Annotated in this window: 19 protein-coding genes and 1 tRNA gene; 7 read left to right on the top strand and 13 right to left on the bottom strand. The window is 59.6% G+C overall.

The window, feature by feature from the left end:
- Positions 1-83: 83 nt before the first annotated feature.
- Positions 84-635 (bottom strand): dUTP diphosphatase, encoded by a 552-nt coding sequence (gene dut / locus HYPMC_RS21945; RefSeq protein ID WP_013950345.1) that lies wholly within the window; start codon positions 633-635, stop codon positions 84-86.
- Complete coding sequence (gene coaBC / locus HYPMC_RS21940) at positions 632-1867, bottom strand: bifunctional phosphopantothenoylcysteine decarboxylase/phosphopantothenate--cysteine ligase CoaBC (RefSeq protein WP_041301184.1); 1236 nt, start codon at positions 1865-1867, stop codon at positions 632-634. Before coaBC ends, dut begins: the two co-directional genes overlap by 4 nt.
- Positions 1868-2546: 679 nt before the next feature.
- Between coaBC and HYPMC_RS21935 the strand changes: the two genes are divergently transcribed.
- Positions 2547-4478: a sodium/substrate symporter small subunit gene (locus HYPMC_RS21935; protein ID WP_013950343.1), complete on the top strand. Its 1932-nt coding sequence runs from the start codon at positions 2547-2549 to the stop codon at positions 4476-4478.
- A 77-nt stretch (positions 4479-4555) separates the two neighbouring features.
- Positions 4556-6058, top strand: coding sequence for a glycerol-3-phosphate dehydrogenase (gene glpD / locus HYPMC_RS21930; RefSeq protein ID WP_013950342.1), 1503 nt, complete (start codon positions 4556-4558; stop codon positions 6056-6058).
- A 10-nt stretch (positions 6059-6068) separates the two neighbouring features.
- Here glpD and HYPMC_RS21925 read toward each other — a convergent pair whose 3' ends face one another.
- The 3 genes from HYPMC_RS21925 to HYPMC_RS21915 all read right to left on the bottom strand — a co-directional run bounded on the left by HYPMC_RS21925 (position 6069) and on the right by HYPMC_RS21915 (position 8512).
- Positions 6069-6593, bottom strand: coding sequence for a hypothetical protein (locus HYPMC_RS21925; RefSeq protein WP_013950341.1), 525 nt, complete (start codon positions 6591-6593; stop codon positions 6069-6071).
- Positions 6594-6923: 330 nt separating this feature from the next.
- Positions 6924-8108 carry a HAMP domain-containing sensor histidine kinase gene (locus HYPMC_RS21920; RefSeq protein WP_013950340.1) on the bottom strand — a complete coding sequence of 395 codons (1185 nt, stop codon included), beginning with the start codon at positions 8106-8108 and terminating at the stop codon, positions 6924-6926.
- 209 nt (positions 8109-8317) lie between these two features.
- Positions 8318-8512 carry a hypothetical protein gene (locus tag HYPMC_RS21915; protein WP_013950339.1) on the bottom strand — a complete coding sequence of 65 codons (195 nt, stop codon included), beginning with the start codon at positions 8510-8512 and terminating at the stop codon, positions 8318-8320.
- Between the two features lie 315 nt (positions 8513-8827).
- On the opposite strand from HYPMC_RS21915, the gene HYPMC_RS21910 reads away from it, so the two are divergent.
- From HYPMC_RS21910 to HYPMC_RS21900, 4 genes are all read left to right on the top strand, one after another.
- Positions 8828-8904: transfer RNA gene (locus tag HYPMC_RS21910), tRNA-His, on the top strand.
- Positions 8905-9267: 363 nt separating this feature from the next.
- Positions 9268-9477 carry a hypothetical protein gene (locus tag HYPMC_RS24425; RefSeq protein ID WP_013950337.1) on the top strand — a complete coding sequence of 70 codons (210 nt, stop codon included), beginning with the start codon at positions 9268-9270 and terminating at the stop codon, positions 9475-9477.
- Positions 9443-10486: an LPO_1073/Vpar_1526 family protein gene (locus tag HYPMC_RS21905; RefSeq protein WP_013950336.1), complete on the top strand. Its 1044-nt coding sequence runs from the start codon at positions 9443-9445 to the stop codon at positions 10484-10486. Before HYPMC_RS24425 ends, HYPMC_RS21905 begins: the two co-directional genes overlap by 35 nt.
- A gap of 109 nt (positions 10487-10595) precedes the next feature.
- Positions 10596-10787: a hypothetical protein gene (locus HYPMC_RS21900; RefSeq protein WP_024275031.1), complete on the top strand. Its 192-nt coding sequence runs from the start codon at positions 10596-10598 to the stop codon at positions 10785-10787.
- 21 nt (positions 10788-10808) lie between these two features.
- Here HYPMC_RS21900 and HYPMC_RS21895 read toward each other — a convergent pair whose 3' ends face one another.
- Genes HYPMC_RS21895 through cyoA form a run of 8 tightly spaced genes read right to left on the bottom strand, consistent with a single transcriptional unit; the run spans position 10809 to position 18293 of the window.
- Positions 10809-11231, bottom strand: a complete 423-nt coding sequence (locus tag HYPMC_RS21895; protein ID WP_013950334.1) for a hypothetical protein — start codon at positions 11229-11231, stop codon at positions 10809-10811.
- Positions 11232-11289: 58 nt separating this feature from the next.
- A complete protein-coding gene (locus HYPMC_RS21890) occupies positions 11290-11826 on the bottom strand; it encodes a response regulator transcription factor (protein ID WP_013950333.1) in 537 nt (178 codons plus the stop codon).
- Between the two features lie 2 nt (positions 11827-11828).
- A complete protein-coding gene (locus HYPMC_RS21885; RefSeq protein WP_013950332.1) occupies positions 11829-13157 on the bottom strand; it encodes an ATP-binding protein in 1329 nt (442 codons plus the stop codon).
- Between the two features lie 31 nt (positions 13158-13188).
- Positions 13189-14040 carry an SURF1 family protein gene (locus HYPMC_RS21880; protein ID WP_013950331.1) on the bottom strand — a complete coding sequence of 284 codons (852 nt, stop codon included), beginning with the start codon at positions 14038-14040 and terminating at the stop codon, positions 13189-13191.
- Positions 14037-14453: a cytochrome o ubiquinol oxidase subunit IV gene (cyoD, locus tag HYPMC_RS21875; protein WP_013950330.1), complete on the bottom strand. Its 417-nt coding sequence runs from the start codon at positions 14451-14453 to the stop codon at positions 14037-14039. Before cyoD ends, HYPMC_RS21880 begins: the two co-directional genes overlap by 4 nt.
- Positions 14450-15091: a cytochrome o ubiquinol oxidase subunit III gene (gene cyoC, locus HYPMC_RS21870; protein WP_024275028.1), complete on the bottom strand. Its 642-nt coding sequence runs from the start codon at positions 15089-15091 to the stop codon at positions 14450-14452. Before cyoC ends, cyoD begins: the two co-directional genes overlap by 4 nt.
- Before the next feature lie 12 nt (positions 15092-15103).
- Positions 15104-17110: a cytochrome o ubiquinol oxidase subunit I gene (gene cyoB / locus HYPMC_RS21865; protein ID WP_013950328.1), complete on the bottom strand. Its 2007-nt coding sequence runs from the start codon at positions 17108-17110 to the stop codon at positions 15104-15106.
- 34 nt (positions 17111-17144) lie between these two features.
- Positions 17145-18293, bottom strand: coding sequence for a ubiquinol oxidase subunit II (gene cyoA / locus HYPMC_RS21860; RefSeq protein ID WP_013950327.1), 1149 nt, complete (start codon positions 18291-18293; stop codon positions 17145-17147).
- A gap of 290 nt (positions 18294-18583) precedes the next feature.
- Between cyoA and HYPMC_RS21855 the strand changes: the two genes are divergently transcribed.
- The gene (locus tag HYPMC_RS21855; RefSeq protein ID WP_013950325.1) at positions 18584-18910 is read left to right on the top strand and encodes a hypothetical protein; all 327 of its coding nucleotides are present in this window, start codon (positions 18584-18586) and stop codon (positions 18908-18910) included.
- The last annotated feature ends 107 nt before the right edge of the window (positions 18911-19017 follow it).

The raw sequence follows: 19017 nt of genomic DNA, 5'->3' as shown, positions 1-19017 counted from the left end.
GGGTCGTTTCTCGCAGGTTCGAGCACCGCTCTCAAGAGGCGATGCATAGTCGTAGGCGCCGATAAGCATTGCATTTTTTATGCTTACGACGAGCGTCCCCGCTTTTGAGAGCCGGATTTTGTTTGCGCCGCCTCCCCGTCGTCGGAAACGGATTTCTCCTTGCGGGACTTCGGTTGGGATGCCGCCTCACCTACGCCCGTCGAGCCGAAACCGCCGGCACCTCTTTTCGTCTTCGAAAGCTTTTTGACCTCACGCAATTTTACGCGGGCAACGGGCGCGATAACCATTTGCGCGATGCGCTCGCCCCTAGTCACGACGAACGGCTCTTTGCCGAGATTGATCAAAATGACTGCGACTTCGCCGCGATAGTCGGCGTCGATCGTACCGGGACTATTGAGAACCGTCACGCCATGCTTGATGGCAAGACCGGAACGCGGTCTCACCTGAGCTTCCATCTTCTTCGGAATCTCGAAGATCAATCCCGTCGGAATGAGCACGCGTGCGCCCGGCAGGATCGTTACCGTCGTATCGGGAGCGACCGCCGCCACAAGATCGAAACCGGCCGCGTCGGGTGTTTGATAATCGGGAAGCGGAAGACCGTCGGCGTGCGGCAGCCGCTTGATTTTCACTTTCATTCTGCAGCCGTCCGCTTGCTGTGAAGCTCTCCGGCCGCACGCTCCATGAGCTTTCGCGCCACCTTGGCTTTGCTCATCTCCGGCCAACTCTCGACGCCGCTCGCCGTTATCACATGCACGGTATTGTTCTCTCCTCCCATCACGCCGGACGACGGCGAAACATCATTTGCAACGATCCAGTCCGCACGCTTTGTCTTCAGTTTTTTTTGCCCGTGCGCCAGCACGTCCTGCGTCTCGGCCGCAAAGCCAATGACGAGCGATGGCCGCATCTGACCGGATTGAGCAATCGTTTTCAGAATGTCGGGGTTTTCCGACAGCGTCAGCATCGGCGCGCTTTTGCCTTCGGCCTTTTTGATCTTTTCCGTTTGCGGCCGGTCGACACGCCAATCGGCAACGGCTGCTGCAAACACGGCGATATCGGCAGGAAGCGCCGCGCGCACCGCCGCAAGCATTTCATCAGCCGTCTTGATTCGCACGACCGTGACATCGCGCGGCTCAGGCAAGGACACGGGCCCGGTAATCAGCGTTACGCGGGCGCCAAGTTCGCGCGCGGCCGCCGCGAGTTCAAAACCCTGCTTGCCGGATGACCGGTTCGCCAGATAGCGGATCGGATCGATAGGCTCGTGCGTCGGCCCACTTGTAATAACGACGTGCCGCCCTGCGAGCGGACCAACGGTATCCGTGTGCGATTCAAGCACACTCTCGATGGCTTCAATGAGCTGCGGAACCTCGACGAGACGGCCAGGGCCAGCTTCGCCGCTCTCCGCCATCTCGCCAACAGCCGGTCCGACGAAGCGAATGCCGTCTTCTTTGAGTTGCGCCACGTTTCGTCGCGTCGCCAGATTGAGCCACATCGCTGGGTTCATCGCTGGCGCGACCAGCACCGGCTTGTCGGCTGCCAGCAGCACCGCCGTCGCGAGGTCGTCCGCATGCCCACCTGCCATCCGCGCCATCAGATCCGCTGTTGCGGGCGCGACGACGATCACATCACTATCGCGTGCCAGCCGGATGTGGCCGATCTCGCGCTCCTCATCGAGATCAAAGAGATCCGTCAGCACGCGCTCATTCGTCAGCGCTCCGACCGATAGCGGCGTCACGAAGTGATGCGCGGCCTTGGTCATCACCGCCCGGACGCTGTGGCCGTGCTCCTTGAGCCGGCGGATCAGCTCCAGGCATTTGTAGGCCGCGATCCCGCCGCCGATGATCAGTAGAATGCGTTTGGCCGATGCCACAGCGTTCAATCCATTTCCTGGCCCGTTGTTGGCCGATCAAAACCGAGCTTAGCACGTCCTGGCGTGCGGGGCGTTAAACGGCTCTGAATACCGGTCAGACAGACATTCCTGGACGTCCCAGGAAGCCAGGGGCGGCATAAGTTGCACAGGCTCGACGCCCCCCCTCGACGGCGCCTCACGATGGCGATTTCCACGCTCTGGGAGCAGGCGAAACCCGCCTGTTGCTGCGGCACTCATTTCCTCCCGCTATTTTGCCATAATCGACCAATAACCGAGCGCGGTGCACCCCTCCGAGGCAACAAAATTGACCATCGATTAGGCAGTCACAAAATCGAAATTATTTATGTCGCGCGGTGACTTGACGCAGAAGACACAATGGTACATGGTGCGCCCACTCCGCGATGGTTGGGACCGGTCGCAGGGATAAAAACGAATAAAGGTCCAAGTCTAGGGACGAAACTATTGGGGTGGTTCGCCAGTCGAGCCACCCCAATTCAATTCCGGCCTTCGAACGAACAAAACAAGGGTCGTTCTGGCCCATCATTCCGCCGCCACCGGCATTTTTCTGATCTTAGTTCAGAAGCTCTCATCGGTAATGTTCCCCGCCTTGATCGGAACGCCTTTCTGACGCCAATAGCGCGCGTTCGATGCTAAGCGGGGATGGGAAGAGGTTTTCAGAATGAGTTTGGGGGATATCGCAGGCGCCAGCCGGCCGTCGGGCCGCCTTTTGCTCGCAAGCTTGATGCTATGGCTGATCTTGGCCGTCGCTCTGCCGCTGTGCGCGCTGACGCTCAATCTCTTCCACTTCGCCGGCTTCCCGCTCGGCTTCTGGATCGCAGCCCAGGGCGCCATCATCGGTCTCGTTGCGCTCGTCGCGTTTTACGCTTGGCGCGCGGGCGGCACGTCGGCGCGCGAAGGCATCGGCCCGGCGCTCGTCTTTGCCGGTGAATGCGTCGGCGCAGTCGCGCTGTTGGGCTTCACCGGTTATATCGCGGCCATGGGATATGACGGCTTGGCGCTGCCGCTTGGCATGGTCGCCGGCATCGCGCTTCTCGCCATTCTCGTCGCGCCGCGCTTCGTGCTCTATCCGGTACAATCGATCAGCGGCTTTTTCGCCATCCGCTACGGCAGCAATGTCGTGCGCCGCCTCGCATTCCTGATTGCCTTCGTCGGCTGCGTGCTTTTGCTGGCGGCCGATATCCGCGCCGGATCGCTGGCCTTTCAAAGCTTATCGAACCTGCCGCTGCCGCAGGCGATCCTCGTTCTTACCCTCGCGATCACCGCCATCTGGTTGGCCGGCTCTCTGCTGCCCGGCAAGAAGATCAACGGCATCGGCTTTATCATCATCTGCGGCGGCTTGCTCGCAACGCTGATTGGCCTTGCGCTTTACGCCGACGGCTCGGCCATGCCGCATCTGACGCTCGGGGCCGCCCTGCAAAGTCATGCCAGCATCAGCCAGAAACTGATCATCAATCGCCTCTCGGACTTCCAATCGCTGAAGCCGATGGCGTCGCCATTCCTGCAGCTGTCGATGAAAAACTTCGCCGGGCTGCTGCTGGCAGTCGCGTTCGGCATTGTCGTCGCGCCGCATCTTCTCGGCCGCCACGTCTCGCAATCCTCCGTCGCACCAGGCTCTGCCGTAAAGCGCACCGCCGCTGCACTTTTCGCGGTTGCCATCATCATCGCGAGCTTGCCGCCGCTCGCCATCTATAGCCGCCTCGGCTTCGAACAGGCGATGTCGAAGGGCATCGAGATTGCCGCCATTCCGCAATCGCTGGCAGAAGCCAGCGCGCTCGGCTGGGTGAAGGTCTGCGACCGCAATTCCGAAGCGCCAACCGAACTGACAGCGGCCTGCCAGAAGGCCTCGGGCCAGCGCGGCTTCGTCCGGCTGCAAGACCTTGCGTTTACGACGGACGGCTTCGTCGTCGCCGCACCGAAGATCTCGGGCCTCGATCCTTGGCTACAATACCCACTGCTGATCGGCGCCGTGCTGGCCTCGATCCTTATGGGCAACGCGCTCATCTCCGGCATCGTCGTTGCGGATGGCGAAATCCGCGCGAACCGCGACGCCAACGATCTCGTGAACCTCGATTTCCGCGCCGTGACGGTCGGCGGCACAATGCTTGTGGCAGGTGCGCTCGGCGCACTTTATGCGGCGATGAGCACGGGCCTGCTCGCCGCTGAAGGATTTGCGATCCTCGCCGCAGGGCTCTTCCCCGCCCTCGTTTTAGGCTTACATTGGCGGCACATGAACAAGGTCGGCGCCATCGCTGCGATGCTGGTCGGTATCGCCATCACCGGCATCTACCTTTTCGGCGTCCACGTCTGGCCGGTGGAACTGTTCAGCCTGAGCGGCGGCCTGTCGAACGCCATGCCCGAAGCTGCCGACCGTTTCACAGAGTTGCAAACCGCACTTGCTGCAGCGACGACACCGGAAGCTCAAGCTGCCGCTCGCGCCACGCTCGTCGCCCATGTCACGACCATTGCCAACTGGGGCGGACTGCAACCGGCGGCCATCACGCTGGTTTCGGTACCCGCGGGCTTCATCGCCGGATTGCTCTTCAGCCTGCTGTTCCGCAGCCGCAAAGCCGGCGGCCCGACAGAAAGCTGATCCTTCGCGCTTCTGAGCGAGTCGCCTAGAATCCCGCAACGACCAACGTCGTGGAGCGGGTTCCCCATGGGTTTTGCATGACCGATGAAGTCTACGACTTGCTCGTGATCGGCGGCGGCATCAACGGTGCCGGGATCGCCGCCGACGCCGCGTCACGCGGCCTGTCGGTTCTGTTGGCCGAAGCCGAAGACCTGGCAGGCGCAACGTCGTCAGCAAGCTCCAAGCTGATCCACGGCGGCCTCCGCTACCTCGAACACTTCGAATTTCGCCTTGTCCGAGAAGCGCTCGCCGAACGGGAAGTCCTGCTGGCAAAAGCCCCGCACATCGTCCGTCCGCTGCGTTTCGTGCTGCCGCAAGTCGAAGGCATGCGACCGGCTCTGATGATGCGCGCCGGACTTTTCCTTTACGACCACCTCGCCACGCGCCAGTCGCTCGGCGCCTCGCACGCGATTGATCTGCGGCGCGAACCTGCGGGCAAACCGCTTCAGCCAGAGATCGTGTCTGGCTTCACGTATTGGGATTGCGCCGTCGACGATGCCCGCCTCGTCGTTCTGAATGCGCTCGCCGCCCGCAATGCCGGAGCCCGCATCCTGACGCGCACCGCCGTCACGGCGCTCACAACTGAAAATGATCTATGGATCGCTTCGTTCGGACGCGATGGCCAACGCTGCGCTGCCCGCGCCATCGTCAATGCGGCTGGTCCTTGGGTCGCTGATGTCGCGAAGCTGGCGACGACGACACAACCGCCGGCAAACGCGATTGCCATTCGCCTCGTCAAAGGCAGTCACATCGTCGTCCCGCGCATCACCGGTGCTGATGACGCTTACACGTTCCAAAACGAAGACGGCCGCGTCGTGTTTGCAATACCGTTCGAAGATGATTTCACGCTGATCGGCACGACGGAAGAAAAACTGTCGGGCGATCCACGCCATGCCACGCCGACCCGCGTTGAAGAAACATATCTGCTCGACGTCGCGCGCCGCTTTTTTCGGAATGCTCCAAAACATAGCGACATCGTCTGGAGTTTCGCAGGCGTGCGCCCGCTCGATGACGATGGCGCGCAAAGCGCATCCGCCGTCAGCCGCGATTACCGGCTCGACTTGGAAGCCAAGCAATCGCCGCCAATCCTTCACGTCATCGGCGGCAAGATCACCACCTATCGCAAGCTCGCCGAAGCCGCTCTTAGCGCGCTCCATCCCTACTTCCCGAACATGCCCCGCGGAACGACCGCGACGACGCCATTGCCGGGCGGCGACCTTGGTGGACAATCGTTCGAACAGTGGTTGGCAGACTTCGTCCGAGCGAACAGCGGTTTTGCGCCAACTCGTCTTCGCCGTCTCGCTCGCCGGTACGGCACGCGCGCACAAGACCTCATCGCCGGAGCGCGATCGGAACAAGACCTTGGCGAAGACTTAGGCGGCGGTCTGACAGCCCACGAAATCGCCTATCTCAAATCGGAGGAATGGGCCGTGACCGCGGACGATATTCTTTGGCGGCGCACGAAGGTAGGCCTGCACTTGGCGCTCGGCGAGCGCGCAATGGCCGCCGAACGCATTCAGAACGATCTCGCTAAAGCGTAGGCCGCTGTGCTTACATCAACCGCCGGCGCGACGCGCGAAGGCCGCACGTAGCAGGGCAGATCGAATCCGCATCGAGCATCTGGTTGGTCTTGCGCAACGCCGCTGCCAGCGCCTGCGCACCGTTAAGCGTATCGCCGATATCGCCCGAACCGATCAGCGCTTCAGCCGCAGCCGTCAGCGCCTGACGCTCATCATGCTGACACGCAGCGATAATCGAGATCGCGAGGCACTCGTCGCGGCAGAAGCTGCGGCAGCCCGCCGGCGAAATCTCGATGTCGCGCTGCGCGTTGGCTTTGACGGCGCGAACGAACTTCGAAAGGTCGAGCAACAGCGCCTTGGCATTGTCCGGGCCGAGCATGCCCGAAAACGTGTTCCACGCGTCTTCCCAGCATTTGATATCGCCGGTCGACAATCCGGCGAGCCAGCAGCGGAAGCCGACGGCAACCAGCCGCTCAGGTGCACGCGCCGGCAAGGGCACGACCTTCGCCGAACGCGCCGATTGTCCGAGAGAGGAATTGGATGCCGAATTAGCCATTGTGCGAACCCTCCGCCGAGAGGCTCACGAGCGCGGCGACGACGCCGGAGTCGAGACCTGATGAAACGAGTGCTGATGATTGAGAAAGTGCGCAATGAATAGCGCTGGAGAAAAAGTCCATTGTCCGCTCCAATAATCGAGGTTCAAGGCCCCGGTATCGGTTGACGCCAGCAACTGACGAGTGACTGACGCGCGATGTCGCCGATGACATCGTTATCTGAGCTAACGCGACGATAGCGACTCGGTCAACACTTACTAAGTCGCATCGCTCACATTAGAATTTTTATAATTTTCAACTAGCTATGGCGTGCTTCCGACGCCCTCACCGGATCACTTGAAACGGCGTGCGAAGTCGCCGAACAGGATCGTCGCCGCCGTCCCTTTCTGAGGTGCGCTGTCGATCTCGATCTCCGCCCCCATGTCGCGCACCAGCGATTCGACGAGCGGCAGTCCGATGCCGTTGCTGCGAGCCCACGCGGGCTTCAATTCGCTGGCCGATATCGATCCCGCCGCCACACCGACGCCGCTCATTCCGCCGCCGGTATCACGAACCGTGAGAAACACGCGCCCATCGTCCAGGTGTCCGGTCGCGACGCGGACATCTCCGCCCTGCGGGGTGAATTTGATCGCGTTGGTCAGCAGATTGAGCAGGATCTGCCGCAGCGCCGTCGGATTGGCGACGACATGCGGGGTACTTCCATCGGAATCGAATGAAAGGTTCAATCCACACGATTCCGCTAGCGCCTTCACGCTCGAAACCGTGCGGTCGACGATGGCATTGAGATCGATTGCAATGAGACGCGACGCGGCCGTCGCAGGCTTGGCGCGTTCTGCAAGCAGCGACGTGATGACGTCGAGGGCGTGCGTTGCGCTTTCGTGAATGTCCGCAGCGTAGCTCAAGTAGCGCTGGTTCTTCATCTCGCCGAGCCGTTCGTCGCGCATGATCTCGGCAGCCGCCGCGATCGCCGTCAGCGGCGTCTTGAGCTCGTGCGCGAGCTTGGCGATGGTATCGACGTCGAGCCCGGCGGCTATAGACGCCGCCACCGGCTGGGCCGCGACCGGCGCACTCGCCGGCGTGTCCGGCAGCTTTTCGACCGCGCCGGCCGAAGTGCCCGCACGGCGGGACGGCGGATAGCTATCGTCCGGAGCCTCCACCATCTCGATGTGAAGCAGCAAAACCTTCGAGCCCTTGCCGCCGCGTTGCGCTACCTTGCATTTCACGCGTTTCAGCCGGCCGCTGTTCCAGAACAGCAAGGTCTCCGGCGTCCCCTTGCCGAGGTTCGTTGCCGCCGCAATCTGCCGAAGGCGCGCGACGGCAGGCATCGCCGGATCAAGCGCCATCGGAAAGGTTGCATAAGGGAAAAGCCCGAGCGCAGACCGCCCGCGCGCGTTGGCGGCGAGAATTTCCGCAGCTTCAGTGTCGATGACGACAGTGGGTTGCGCGTCCTGCTCGGCATCGAGCGGCGCTGCATCGTCACGGCCATTCGGGAGTACGGGTTTAGCCGCGACAGCCATCGTGAAAGTTCGCCCGTTCCAAAGGCTTATTCGCAACGCACCACGTCAACGTACGTGATTTGCGGACACCTAGAATGGCGAAACGCACGATTTTCCACTGCCAACCGCGGGACGGGCACGATCGTCTCGCTGCACCGCGGGTGGAATCACATCAACCGATTGAACGAAAACGCAGAATGACAATCTAGGCGCGCACCAACCTCGTCGGTTTACGCAGCCTTGGTCAGAATGGCCTCGCGGAGCTTCTCCGGGTCGCGTTCGCCGCGATCGGCCAGGTCGTAGAGTTTCTCGATAATGTCCTCATCTGGAATATTGAGCGACATCTGGTGTGCTTCGTCGATGATGCTTTTCAGCAATTGCTGAAGCTCATCGAGCTCTTCCGAGCTGTAATGACAAAGGGTCATGATTTTCCGTTTTCCCCCGAAAACAGTCCCTACGGTTTCCCCACTAGCGCACTATACTCCCGTCAGGGGAGCGAGTTCCATGCGTTCATGCAAAGTTAATATTCAATCGTGTAGGCCCCCCGAAAATTCGGGGCGGACCGCACAAAGAGCGATAAGTCGCCCTTGACCCTCGCCCCAGCCTGTGATGGAACCAGCGCTCGCCGAGCGTACCTCCGGGCCGCTCGACAATCGGGGATCTCCGGCGCGACGGATGAGGCGTTTGCAGATGCACTGCGCCAGCCAACCGCGCTAAAGTTTACCCGGAAAACGGCTTGTGCCGCCTTAGCTCAGTTGGTTAGAGCGCTAGATTGTGGATCTAGAGGTCCCCGGTTCAACTCTGGGAGGCGGTACCATTTCCAAATCAACAGGCTAGCTCTTCCTGGCACCGTTGATTTCGCCGCGCTTCCCCCAATTCCAAGCACCTTCCAAGCATCTTTGCGGTGTTCGCGCTCCCGTCGACCTTCGGGCTCCTCGTCCTACGCTTAGCTCCGGACTACCCAACGGAGCTAAGGCGGCACAGGCCGAGAGACAGAAAGAAGAATGGCACCCACTATACAACCTAGCACTTTAAAATTCACAGGGCATGCACAACACCCCCACAAGGGGGGCCGGGGCAGGGCTACGGCATAGGGAGTGACCCCCAAAAAATTACGCTACAATTATCGGCATACTACCGACTCGCTTTATCAACTCGACTGCACCGCGGAGACTTTGAGATGACCCTTACAGAAGCATCGGAGTGGGCCGGTATTATTGCAGCTATTGCTGCCGTCATTGCACTGGTCGGAATCCCAGTGGTTAAGCGCATCCGTAGCTCTAGCCAAAACCAAACTGTAGGCAATAATTCGACAGCCGTTCAATCTGGCCGCGACAGCAATGTTGAGATCAATAATGACAAAGCAAAATCAGGAAGTTGGAAACGATAGTATTGCGGCTCAGGCCCAAGGCAATATTACGATCATCAAGAATGAGGCCTTAACCGTCGAAGAAATAGAAAAAATACTCGCGTCCTTTACTCCAATGTTCAGGGCTCTAGCGAAGGAGGAGGCACGAGCTTTGATGGAAGACCTATCACAAGGCATTTTCGAGAGACTGGCGAAACATCCGGATGCGGCTGCATCCGCCCTAAAAACTCCCGATTTCCAATACGTCCTCGGAGAAGCCGCCCACGCCTATGCGAGAAGTGGCGCCTCCAATGTCAAGGAGATACTTTTAGATCTTATTGAAAGCCGATGCCAACGAGACGACAGAACACGCGTAACGCTCTCTCTCAACGAGGCAATTAATAAAACCGCTGTCCTCACAAAAGAGGAGTTTGCTGTCCTCTCCATCGTTTTCTTGATTAGGTACACGCGACTCGGAGCGAAGAATTTTGTTGAGTTTGCGGGAAAGCTAAAAGAGTGCACTTCGCCTTTAATGGGAGATATAACAAGGGAAGAGAGCGTTGCAAATTATCTAAACGCTCAATCCTGCGGCCACGTCAGCATTGGCCAAGCCAAATTCATTGATATTTTGCGAAGCAACTATATCGGATTTTTTATGCGAGGCTGCGATTTGGCGGAGCTAGAGACAATATTCGCTCCAGACTTAAAATCTTACTCCTCTCAATTAATAATCCATAGCATGCACGACAATGATAAATTTCAAGTAGGGGTACGAAATGAGCAGGAATTATTCGAGCACTGCAACAAAATTGGGTTCCCAAAGCCTTCAGCGGACAAGTTATGGGCTGTCGCGAAATCTAAGGCCATGAACAACCAGCAAATACTGGACAAGCTTCAAGAGTGTTTTCCAGAGGCCTCCCAGCTTCAATCTCTTTGGGACGAGACATACCTGTGCCACTTGGAGTTGACTTCCATCGGCATCGCTATCGGTCACGCCAACATTCAACGAGTTGCGGAATTCGAAGGAGAACTCGCAATGTGGATAAGGTGAGAGATAGGAGTGTAGAGGGTGTAGGATAATTCCTTAAGTTTTTTACAGTCGATTTTCACGAGCTAGACGGACCACCAGCTCGAACAGGGTGGATCAGGGCGAAACCAGCATGACCTCCGACAACACGCCCGAGCCGAAACCCAAGCATGATCTGACCTCGCGCCGCGCGTGGCTGCTCGCCATCTATATTTTCGTACTCGTCGTCCTTGTGCGGCTCTACTGGCCGGGCTGGCCATTTCCCGACAAGCCGCATCCCGCACCCCAGGCTCCCGTCTCCGGCCCGCAAATCCCGCAGAACTAACGCCTGCTATGAAGCCTCGCTTCAGTCCTGGCTCGGCACTTCGCTAGGCAGCGGAAGATTGGAGTCCGGATCGGCACTCGGCCCGGTGAGCACATTGACGTTATCGTCAACCCTCATGCCGTCGGCCTGATCCTGTTCGTCATCGGATTGCTGATCGCTCTGTGCGTCGTCCGCCGGGAGTGCCATCGGATCTTCATGCTTCGTCGCATAGGCCTGACAGCCCGCAATGAAGTCCGCGGAATTTCCTCCGCATTCCGAGGGATCGTCGATGCCGAGTTCCTTGCCCCAGGCATAACCGGCGTCCCGGCTCACACAATCGACATCGCACGGCGGCGTCCGATGCGCTTCTTTCGTTTCTGCAAAGCCGACAGCGATAAGCAGCGTTAATCCCATCACTCCGACAAACGTCGTCGACTGATGAATAAAAATCGAACCGCTGCGCATGATGCAAAACCCCTCCGCTTGCTGATGTTAAGCTAGCAGAACAGGATCGCTGCGACAGCTATTTTACGCGCCGCTTTTCAAGCTTCCGCGCCAGCGTCCGGCGGTGCATGCCAAGCCTCCGCGCCGCCTCGGAAATATTGAAATTCGTCTCAACCAGGATCTGGTGAATGTGCTCCCACTCGACGGTCTTGATCGACGTCGGGCGTTCCGTAAGTGCAACGCCGGGATCGCCTTGGGCGCGCTCGAACGCATCCTCGATATCGTCCGTGCTCGACGGTTTCACGAGGTAATGCCGCGCGCCGAGCTTGATCGCTTCAACCGCGGTGGCGATGCTCGCAAAGCCCGTTAGCACGACGATAACGGTCGAGGGATCATGCGCATGCAGGGCTTCGACGCATGTCAAACCGGAAGCGCCAGCAAGCTTCAGATCGACGACGGCAAAGCCCGGCGTGCGGACCTGCAGGATGTCGTGAAGTTGCTCGGGGCCTTCGGCGTGATCAACCTTGTACCCGCGCCGCTCGAACGAACGCTTGAGCGTCGCGGCGAAAGACGCATCGTCTTCGACGATCACCAGCGTTGGGTTGGCATCATCCATGTCTAGCGGGCTCCAAGGGCAAGGGCCGAAAGCGGCAGCTTGAGCGTCACGGAGGCACCGCCTTCGGGACGGTTGGCCGCTATGACGCTGCCGCCGAGTTTGCGGACCACATTCACAACCAAAAACAATCCAAGCCCGCCGCCCGGCTTCCCCTTGCTCGATTGATAGGGCTTTCCGAATTGCGCGAGCATTTGCGGCGCAAATCCCGGACCGCGATCCAGTACGCGCAGAATAAGCATGTCGCCATCACGCGAAATCGAAACGCCGACCCAGTCGGGCGATGAATCGTAAGCGTTGTCCAGCACGTTGAAGATGATCTGCTTCAGCGTCGAATCGGAAACGATCGACAGATCGGCACCGAACGCGTTGTTATAATCGAGATAGTTTGGAGTTCGCGCTTCCCGCCACTCGTTGATCAGAGCATTAAAGAAGGTCGTCACCGTGGTCACGCTCGGGGCTTCGCCGCGTGCCTCTCCGGCCGACAGCAGCACGCCCGTCAGGATCGATTTGCAGCGCTTCACGGCGGCTTGCATTTCATCGACTTCCTGCAACAGCTCGGGATTGCCCGTGATGACCGGCATCCGACGCCAATCGCCGAGAATGACCGACAGCGATGCCAACGGCGTACCAAGTTCATGCGCAGCACCCGACGCCAAAAGCCCCATACGCACGATATGATCCTCTTCGGCGGCATGCTGCTTCAGCGCTGCAAGGCGCGCATCGCGCTCCCTGAGATTGCGCGTAATGCGCGTGACAAACACGAACAGCAACGCCGCATCGACCGCGAAACAGACCAGCATGCCGATAACATGTAGCGTGAAGAGGTTGATCTCTCCGGCCGGAATTTCAAGCGGACGATAAAACCGCGTAAGCAAAAGGAAGCTCGCGCACGTCGCGGCCAGCACCACCGACGTCAGCCGCACATTGAGCAGCACCGCTGCCAGCGTAACCTGAAGAAGATAAAGGAAGGCAAACGGGTTCATCGCCCCGCCGCTGAGATAGAGCTGTGCCGTCAGACCGGCGACGTCGAGTAGCAGCGCAACGAGCAAACCCATGGCGCCGACGTCACGCCCGCGCCGCAGCCACCAGAGGCTTGCAAGATTGAGAACCACCAACGACGATGCAACGAGGCCCATCGGCACGAGCGGAAGATTGACCCCAAGGACGGTCCAGACGAACACAATCGTCGCCACCTGGCCCGCAACCGCGATCCAGCGAAGCTGGACCAGCAGCAGCATGTTTTCCACGCCAATGGCATCGGCTCCATTGGCAGGCGATGCCGCGAGTTCGTCGCTCTGAAAAGGGAACTGGAGGTCACTGAACTTCGACATACCGGGCGCACAGACTAGGGATCAGAGGACCTCAATCCGGAGCCGCACCGCCGGCCCCCTGCGGCGTTTGCCGGATGCGAATCTCTTCGCGCAGGAACCGGACGAAGGCAGCCGCGAGCATCAGCGCCAGCGCAAACCACGTCAACGCGTAAACGAGGTGATTGTTCGGGAATTTGATCACCGTCAGACCACCGACCGGATAGCCGCCCGGATTGGGTGTTGCATCGGCGTCGATGAAGTAAGGCGCATAATTGTCGAGACCGCGCTTGATCGCGATGGCGTCAACGTCGCGGGAATACCAGCGATCGGCCGAGATATCGTTGCCGCGCAGAAATGCGCCCTTCGGCTCCGTCATGCGCAGTAAACCCGTAACGGTTACGTTGCCGTCGATCTCTCCCGCAAGCCGCGTCTCACGCTCCTTCTTTTCGGTCGGTACGAAACCGCGATTGACGAGCACTTCGAAACCTGTCGCGGTCTTGAGCGGCGTCAACACCCAATAGCCACCGCCCTCGTCGGTGACGGCCATGACGAGCGTCTCGCGATCATGAAGAAAGTGGCCGGAAACCGTGACGCGTCGATACTCGTCGTTATTGGCGGTGATCGAAGGCCAATCGGCCGGACCCGGCGCGGGCACCGGAGTTGCGTGAACCCGGCTCTCGACGCGGGAAATCAAATCGAGCTTCCAAGCTCGCCGCTCAACCTGCCAAATGCCAAGCCACATGAGACCGGCAACACCGAGCAGCGCCACGAGGCTGATGACTGCCAGCGAAGACAGCGAACGAGGTGTGCGCGCCGAGTCGCGACCCGGCGCATCCGCATTGAACTCCGTTGCGCCCGAGGGCGCCGCTTCTCGTCCCCCGCGCCCGCCGGCGTCGGATGTCACGGCAGTTGGCTCGGATCCATCGGCATCATGTTGGTCGTCAGGTGATACATCACCCACAGCGAGCCGGTCAGCGTGATGACGACCATGACGACCGTGAAGATCAGCGCCATCAGCGTCCAACCGCCCTCCGAACTCGGCGACATGTGCAGGAAGTAGATCATGTGGACGACGATCTGGACCGCACCGATAGCCAGGATCGAGATGGCCGTCGCTTCCTTGCTTCCGAGCGCGCCCGACATCACGAGCCAGAACGGAATGGCCGTCAGGATGACGGAAAGAACGAAGCCCGTCAGATAGCCGCTGAGCGTCGACTCGGGATGGCCGCTGCCATGCCCGTGATCGTCATGACCGCCGCCAGGAGCAATATGCCCATGCGCGGCATGTCCGTGATTGGCGTGCGCGTCCGTGCTCATCGCAGCACTCCCATAAGATAAACGAAGGTGAAAACGCCGATCCAGACGACGTCGAGGAAGTGCCAGAACATGCTGAGGCATAGGATGCGGCGCTTGTTCGGCTCATTCAGGCCGAACCTCGTCACCTGAACCATCAGCGTGATCATCCAGATGATGCCGAACGTCACGTGCAGGCCGTGCGTGCCGACGAGCGTGAAGAACGACGAGAGGAATGCGCTTCTCTGAGGCGTCGCGCCTTCGAGGATCATGTGCGTGAATTCAAACAGCTCGATGCCGATGAACGCGGCGCCGAACGCCATCGTGATCGCCAGCCACATCAGCATGCCCTGCTTGCGGTTCTTCTGCATCTCAAGCACAGCAAAGCCATACGTGATCGACGAGAACAGCAGCATCGACGTGTTGACTGCCACCAGAGGCAGGTCGAACAAATCTTTCGGCGACGGCCCGGCTGCAAAATTGCCGCCAAGCACACCGTAAGTCGCGAACAGCACCGCAAAGATGAGACAGTCGCTCATCAGGTAGAGCCAGAAGCCCAGCTGGGTGCTGCCACCGTCACCGTGCTCGTGCTCATCGGCCACGTAGAAGGGGCGCGTTTCCTTTGCCTCTCCGGCCCCGGACGCCGACGCACTTGCCGTCATTGTCGTCATCGCTCAGGCCCCCACCGATTGAAGGAGCTGAGTGCGCTCGCTCTCGGTTTCAACGATCTGCTGCGTCGGAATGTTGAAGCTCCGATTGTAGTTGAAGGTATGACCAATCGCGGTCGCCAGTAGCGCAACGAAGCCAACGGCGGCCAGCCACCAGATGTACCAGATCAAAGCGAAACCGGTGATGAAGCTAAGACCGGCGAGAATGACACCGGCTCCGGTGTTCCTCGGCATATGGATTGGCTTGAAGCCTCCCATCGGCCGCTTATAGCCGTGCTCCTTCATGTCCCACCACGCATCGTGATCGTAGACGACCGGCGTAAAGGCGAAATTGTAGACCGGCGGCGGCGATGACGTCGACCATTCGAGCGTCCGTGCATTCCAGGGATCGCCGGTGAGGTCGCGCAGCTTCTCGCGGTTCTTGATGCTGACGGCGAGCTGGATGAGGAACGAACCGATACCGAGTGCGATCAGGAACGCACCGAACGCCGCGATGACGAAGTAGATCTGCAGCGACGGGTCGTCGAACACGCGCAGGCGGCGGGTCACACCCATCAGGCCAAGAACGTAGAGCGGCATGAAGGCGAGGTAGAAGCCCGAGACCCAGAACCAGAACGACATCTTGCCCCAGAACGGATCGAGCTTGAAACCGGTGACCTTCGGGAACCAGTACGCGATGCCCGCAAAGCAGCCGAACACGACGCCACCAATGATCACGTTATGGAAATGCGCGATCAGGAAGAGACTGTTGTGAAGCACGAAGTCCGCCGGCGGAACTGCGAGCAGGACGCCCGTCATGCCGCCGATCACGAACGTCAGCATGAACGCGACGGTCCACATCATCGGCAGCTCGAAGCGAATCCGGCCGCGATACATCGTGAACAGCCAGTTGAAGAGTTTCGCACCCGTCGGGATCGAGATGATCATCGTCGTGATGCCGAAGAACGAGTTGACGCTAGCGCCCGAGCCCATCGTGAAGAAGTGATGCAGCCAGACGAGGTACGACAGGATCGTGATACAGACCGTGGCGTAGACCATCGACGTGTAGCCAAAGAGGCGCTTGCCCGAGAACGTCGCGGTCACCTCGGAGAACACGCCGAACACCGGCAGCACGAGAATGTAAACTTCGGGATGGCCCCAGATCCAGATGAGGTTCACGTACATCATCGGGTTGCCGCCGAAGTCGTTCGTGAAGAAATTCGTGCCGACGTACCGGTCGAGAGAGAGCAGGGCCAGCACACCCGTCAGAACGGGGAAGGCCGCCACGATCAGAACGTTGGTGCAAAGCGCGGTCCAGGTGAAGACCGGCATCTTCATCATCGTCATACCGGGGCAACGCATCTTCACGATCGTCGCGATCAGGTTGACGCCCGATAGAAGCGTTCCGACGCCGGCTATCTGCAGCGCCCATATGTAGTAATCGACCCCGACATCTGGACTGTAGGCGTAGTTCGAAAGCGGCGGATAGGCGAGCCACCCGGTCCGCGCGAACTCACCGACGAACAGCGACGCCATGACAAGCACGCCGCCCGAAACCGTCATCCAGAAGCTGAAGTTGTTGAGGAACGGGAAGGCGACGTCGCGCGCGCCGATCTGCAGCGGCACGACATAGTTCATCAAACCCGTGACCAGCGGCATCGCCACGAAGAAGATCATGATCACGCCATGCGCCGTGAAGATCTGGTCGAAGTGGTGCGCCGGCAGATAGCCCTCGTTGCCATTGAAGGCGATGGCCTGCTGCGCGCGCATCATGATGGCGTCGGCGAAGCCGCGAAGCAGCATCACCAGGCCGAGCACGATATACATGACGCCGATCCGCTTGTGATCGACGCTCGTGAACCATTCGTGCCAGAGGTAGCCCCACAGCCTGTAGTAGGTGATGGCGCCCAGAACCACCGCACCGCCGATAGCGACGCCGATGAACGTCATCACCAAAATCGGCTCGTGATAGGGAATAGATTCGAGCGTCAACCGCCCGAATATCGCTTTCTGAAGGTCAAAGTTTTCGAACATCTCTGGAAACTATCCCGGTCAGGAGCCCGACGGCTCAGGAATTTGATGGCTTTCGCGCAAACGATTGGAACATGCCCGGCTGCGGCAGCCCGGCCCCGACGAGCGGCGTCGAGCTGACAGGCGTGACTGCGGCAGCAGCCTGCGCATCCATGCCCATCGGCGCCGTCTTCGTGCACACGCTTGCGACGTACGACTTCTTCACGACCGGCCCATCGCCGCGACGTGCATACTTGTCGTACTCGAGAGACTGCACGATGTTGTTGCCCGCGAGCCCAAGCCCGCCCTTGGCGTCGATGGCTGCCATTTCGTGCATGCACATTTTGCCGGGCTGGACGCACATGTTGACGATCAGATCGAAGAGCTGCGGATCGACGCTCGAGAATTTCTTGACGGGCACAGCTTCGCTGGGACGCTCAAGATCAAGATACTCGGTCCGGCCAAGCTTGCCGGTCTGCGATGCCTTGACGTCCGACACCCACTTGTCGAAGCCGGCATCGTCCATTGCCAGAAAGTCGAACCGCATCTCCGAAAAGCCGTTGCCGCTATAGTTCGAAGAGAAGCCCTTATAGGTGCCCGCCTTGTTGATCACCGCGTGCAGCTGGGTCTGCATGCCCGGCATCGCGTAAATCATGCCGGCCAACGCCGGAACGTAGAACGCATTCATCACCGACGACGCAGAAATTTTGAAATTGAGCGGCCGGTCGACGGGAGCCGCCATTTCATTCACGGTCGCGATGCCCTGTTCTGGATAGATGAACAGCCACTTCCAATCGAGCGCGACGACCTGAACGGTAAGCGGCTTTGCGGTGGCCGAGATTTCCTTGTCCGGGCCGGTGCGGTTGAGCGGGCGCCACGGATCAAGCATGTGCGTCGCCATCCACGTTACGGCGCCAAGGCAGATGATGATCAGAAGCGGTGCCGACCAGATGATCAGCTCAAGATGGGTCGAATGCGACCAGTTCGGCTCATATCGCGCGTTCGTGTTCGAGGCTCGATAATGCCAGGCAAACCACGCCGTGAGTGCCATGACCGGAACGATGATCAAGAGCATCAGAACGGTCGAGATAATCACGAGATCGCGCTGCTGGATGGCAATATCGCCGGCGGGATTGAGCACGATTGCGTTGCAGCCGCCCAGAAGGGCAAGAAACGGCAACAGAGCGAATATATAAAAACGTTTCAAGGCAGGTCGCGTCCTATCGACAGAGCTTCCCCTGATCTCCCGCTAAACGCGCACAGGTTGAAGCAAAATTGGACAATTTGCCCAACGCCAGTTGGCCGCAGGACATCCGCGGCCTGGGTAACACACCTAGATATAGCTTTCAGTGACGATCGAACCGGTGTTGAGAACTCGGCAAAACTACACCTGATTTGAACGAAATTTGCCATCCAATTTGTCGCTCGGAGGCGCCGTGCCCAAAAATGCCGAACCGAGCCACCCCCGCTCGAGAGGCACGAGGACGCTCCGATCGCATGGCGCCACTTGCGTCCGGGGGTTCTGATGACGATCCCCTTAGATCCCAAAACCGCGCAAGAGCTGATCAAGGCTGCGATGCGTCAGAAACATGCTCCGGGAAATACGATGTCTTCGCCTGGCAGGTCGGCCCGGACCTGCACGCAATTCCGGTCGCCTGGAAGTCCTTCACCAAGAGGTCCGTTGCGCTTGAGGCCATGACGCTGAGCGATGGCAACGAAATTCAAACCAACGCCGCGCCTTTGCCAAACGGCGTCGGCAGCAAGGCAGCCCGCTATGTCGGCTCGTTCCGGATCGACAAACGGACAGGAGAGGACCAACCCTGACGGGAAACAACCGACGGACAGCGCTGCCTGAAGGCCTGACCCATCAGAACCATGGCGCACCGGTCGGCGATCTAAGATATGACAAAGCGCTCCTCGCAAGGCTGAGA

The organism is Hyphomicrobium sp. MC1 (assembly GCF_000253295.1).
Taxonomy (GTDB): Bacteria; Pseudomonadota; Alphaproteobacteria; order Rhizobiales; family Hyphomicrobiaceae; genus Hyphomicrobium_B.
This window is presented reverse-complemented; position numbering and strand designations above follow the sequence as displayed.